Below are 4,112 nucleotides of genomic sequence, written 5' to 3'. Positions count from 1 at the left end.
CACTGCCCATATCATCCGCCTTTATAACTCCCGTAGCCTCTGGATCTATATCCTCACCGCTCTTGCCTGTATTCTCAGATCCTTGGTAATAAAAGGAAATACAGGCCGTGGAAAATGAGCCATCGAATGACAGTGTTATGCTGTCAGAGCTCTGCATAGAGCCCTCGGCACTTTCACCATATTTCACCTTTACTCCTATGTATTCATGGCCCGCTATCTGTCTGGCAGTATATTGATGCTCCCCGCTTTCCACCTTCTCTGAGTAATCATACCTGCTTATTGCACTGCCATTCATGAGGAAATGTTTTACTTCAACATTACCGTCCAGCATTTCAGGATGCTCGTCAAGATATACCTTTTTATTGAAATGACTGTCAAGGCTTCCGGGGCTTCCCCAGCCACGGGCATTTTTGATTCCGTCAAGTGTAAAGTATACCTCCCCAACATAGCTGTCCCCCCCGTTTGTAAGCTGGCCTAACCGCCTCTTTTCAACTTCTCCATCATATTCAACAATGGTAAGCACACCGTCAAAGATAAGGTATCCCCCCTCGCTGTACAGCTTCTCCTGCCATTCCTTATCCACTGCTCCTATTCGGTTGAATATTGTATGTTGGTCTGTCTCAAAATATGTTCTCACATGCTCCTTATATCCATCTCCATCCTCATCTATATCTTCGCTTTCCGACTCCCACAACTGAATTACTACAGATTTACTCCTGTCCGCACTGTAAATTGTCCAGCCTATCGTTCTGTATCTTATAGGTGTTGTCGCTTTTATGTCATACGTTGTCATTATAAGCGAGCCGTCAGGCTCAAATTTCAACTCTTCATCTGCATAACTGCCTGTATAGACTATATAAGCCATAAAAACCATTATGCATATAGAACATACGCGTTTCTTCATAATCAATGCGCCTCGCTGATTCCTGTAAGCAGGTATTCATTGTTCATTACTCTCAAGGCATGTTCCCATCCCTCTTTTAATTCCATGTTTACTAATTCCACTTCAAACACACAAGTATATTCCTTGTTTAAGCTCACATTTCCCAGTTTGGTATAATTCCTTAACCATTGCATGTCATTACAGCTTTTCACTGAAAAATTTAGTTGTCCTCTTACCATATCCCCGTGCGCCGCATATACCAGTGAAGGATCTGTTATAAATTTACTCTCTATGGAAATATTCTTTTCCTGTATCATATCACCCCAATATTGTATATGTTCTTCTATTGGCCTTGTTATCCCGTCATCTGCCGTCCATCTTGTCTGAGGCATAAAAAACCATTTAAGCTTTTTAATATATTGAGCTTTGTCATATGTTCGATAATCCACATTGTAAAAAGTCTCAATATACTGCTTTCCTATATTCATAAATTCAGTTACTTTTTTTAACCCGTATCTCTCAACACTCCATTTATTAGAACCAACAAAGCCTGTAATTTTACTTTTCTTATACTCATACTCATAAAGCTCCTGAGGTATGTCGGGATTAATTCTGTATACCAGATCGCTCAAATCAGGCGTATTATTCGCTTCAACCCCCTCAAGATCCAGCTTGAGCCTTGCCGAAGGATCTATAAACCTTCTTATAATCGCCACCGCCTGAGCCCTTGCCAGATTATCCTCAGCCCCGAAGCTTCCGTCACTATAACCTCCTATAAGCCCTATATCATAAACCTTTATCACGTAAGGCTTATATTTATCCGGTACTGCATTATAATCCTTTATAAATGTTTTTATCTTGTTTGCCTCACGGAAGCTGTATTCCCCGAAGGCCCTTACCAGCAGCATTGACATTTCTCCTCTTTTAGCCGCTCTTTCATAATCGCTCAGCTCAAATTCTCCTCCGCTCAGCCATCCATTCATTATTGCCGTTTTAACATAAGGGATATACCACTTTTCTCCATTGCGCCTTTCGGGTATCTCATCATTTCTGGCAACCGCTATGCATTTCATAAGCTGAGCCAGTGTAAAGGGATTCTCCGGCTTAAAGGTTCCGTCGGCAAAGCCCTCAAATATTTTCCTTGAATCCTTCATCATATAATCCAGATCATTTTTATAATATGCGTTGTCCGGGATATCGCTGAAGCTTTCTGCACCGAAAGCAGATGTTGTAATAATGCCTGAAAGCAGTATAGATACAAGCACCATGGATAATATTTTTTTCATTTTGGGATCCTCCTGTTTGTTAATATTTTTATGAGGAGGCTGAATGCTTTTCTGTGTTTATTTTATGAATTGTATGCCAAGTAATTTATAGCAGTATTCTATATAATATCCTCTGCTTCAATTATATAGCAGCCTGTCCATGAGGTAAAGATGGTTTTAGCGGAATTTTACTTTACTTAGTGGTGAAGAAATTGACTCTATACTACTCCTAAATAGTTTTCCTTTTGCAATATAGCTCAGTATATATAACAAAACAGGATTAAAAATATTAATAAATAAAGTGATTAATATAATCCAAAAAGGTAAACCACTATCTATAACTTTATTGCCAAATTGCATTATCACCACTATTAATATGGTAAACAAGGTCATTATTAATGGTTTTATTGTAACTAGTTTATTAACTTGTTTAGCTATCAAGCAAATAAACAATAATGCTGCAAGTACAGATTGAAACACTATCTGAACCTTTGATATATGAAAGACTAAATCATCCACAAAACTTGGATAAGTAAAACTAAGTTCATATAGAGACAATGCACCACAAACTAGAGTATAAAGAAAGACTATTTTGAAAAGAATCTTAATAATTCTAATCTCTTGGTTTTCTCTATGGACAGTATAAGTTAGTATCAATTGTAATATAATTGGTAATCCAAGCTCGAAACGTACCATAATGTCTGATTTAATAAATAAGGTATTAGATACTTCAAATATTATAACCAAAATGCTACATATTACAACATACGCTATAAAAAATATAATATAGTTTGTGTCTTTTATAAGCTGGTAAAGTCTATTATTTTTTTTCAAATTCATGACTTCATTTACTTTCTTCATATTTTTCCCATATATCATTTTGTATATTTTGTTTTGCTCTTGTAAACCAGTCTGTTGGTATTGTATTTGGATTTTCAACATCAGCAACCCAATATCTATATTTGTTTTCACCAGCAATCCAAAACCAATTAGTATCATTAAGTCCTGCCGCGTGTCCGTATATTTCACCTAACACAAACGCATTGTTTTTTTCAGGGTAGCCTTCCGTTGCCTCATATACTTCTCCGAAATCTTTAGCTTTTCCTGTGTTATCATAATCATCTCTAGTTGTATCTAGACCTTTCACTAAATTATTAATAACATCAGAATCACTTTCTAAATTCTTCCAAAATATATCCGCTGTTTGAGTAGCTTTATTCTCATAAAACTTATACTCTTCATTTGATAACTTTTTATTTTCGTTTAAATCTTGATCCAAGCCAGTAGTTGGTAGATAATCATTGAAAATTGAATCTGCATCTCTTTTGTCAAATATTTGACTAAAGAAGTCTGTATTTGTAATGTCATAAAATCCAACTTGCGTTTTATCTCTACCTACTCTAATTAAAGTAATTTCACCATCTACCATTAAAACATAAAAGTTTGCATAGGATGATACCCCATTGTATTTAGCTTGATATTTAAAGTTATTTCCTAAAATATAATTAAGTGATTCTAAAGTGTCACGTGTTTCAGAATTTACAATACTTTGAAAAACTTCATATGTAAAATCAGTAATCCCATGCTCTTCGATAATTTTTAGTAGTTTTTGGTAATTAGTGTTATTAGGCTCAGACTTTAATCTTTCAATAAGAGCATCATTCCTCGCCCCCTGACCAGTCCACTCTGATGGAGGCGGCCCGTAGTATCCCCAGGGTGGAAGATTACTCGCCCCCTTAATCAGGCTTTTGTCTGCTTTAGCGCCCTCTGTAAACCACCCCAGCACCACCTGCTTTAAATCTGTAAACCACCCCAGCACCACCTGCTTTAAAGAGGAAAGCAAATACTCTCCTACAGGATTCACTTCAATTTCATTCATCTCAAGCGACACATTACGATAAAACTGCTGCATAGCGCTCCCGCTGGCACACATTCTTGTATTGTCAGATGAATTGAGCCATGCA

3 protein-coding genes and 1 pseudogene are annotated in these 4,112 nt (G+C 36.8%); all 4 read right to left on the bottom strand.

Annotated features, from left to right (window positions below):
• Positions 1-904: pseudogene (locus DFR58_RS21390) on the bottom strand (hypothetical protein); the annotation flags it as partial.
• 2 nt (positions 905-906) lie between these two features.
• On the bottom strand, positions 907-2,169 hold the full coding sequence (locus DFR58_RS21385) for an S-layer homology domain-containing protein (protein WP_114300487.1): 1,263 nt from the start codon (positions 2,167-2,169) through the stop codon (positions 907-909).
• 156 nt (positions 2,170-2,325) lie between these two features.
• Positions 2,326-3,009, bottom strand: a complete 684-nt coding sequence (locus DFR58_RS21380) for a hypothetical protein (RefSeq protein ID WP_114300486.1) — start codon at positions 3,007-3,009, stop codon at positions 2,326-2,328.
• The coding region (locus tag DFR58_RS21375; RefSeq protein WP_207659316.1) for a hypothetical protein at positions 2,993-4,112 on the bottom strand (1,120 nt) is incomplete at its 5' end. The genes DFR58_RS21375 and DFR58_RS21380, both read right to left, overlap by 17 nt.

This window comes from Anaerobacterium chartisolvens (genome assembly GCF_003337415.1).
In the GTDB taxonomy this organism is placed as follows: Bacteria; Bacillota; Clostridia; order Acetivibrionales; family DSM-27016; genus Anaerobacterium; species Anaerobacterium chartisolvens.
The sequence above is the reverse complement of the archived record's forward strand: the minus strand, read 5'-3'. Positions and strand labels throughout refer to the sequence as shown.

What these genes read in the sequence shown, in the direction of transcription:
- DFR58_RS21385 (WP_114300487.1), bottom strand. Translation starts at nt 2,169, where the DNA reads ATGAAAAAAATATTATCCATGGTGCTTGTATCTATACTGCTTTCAGGC.
- DFR58_RS21380 (WP_114300486.1), bottom strand. Translation starts at nt 3,009, where the DNA reads ATGAAGAAAGTAAATGAAGTCATGAATTTGAAAAAAAATAATAGACTT.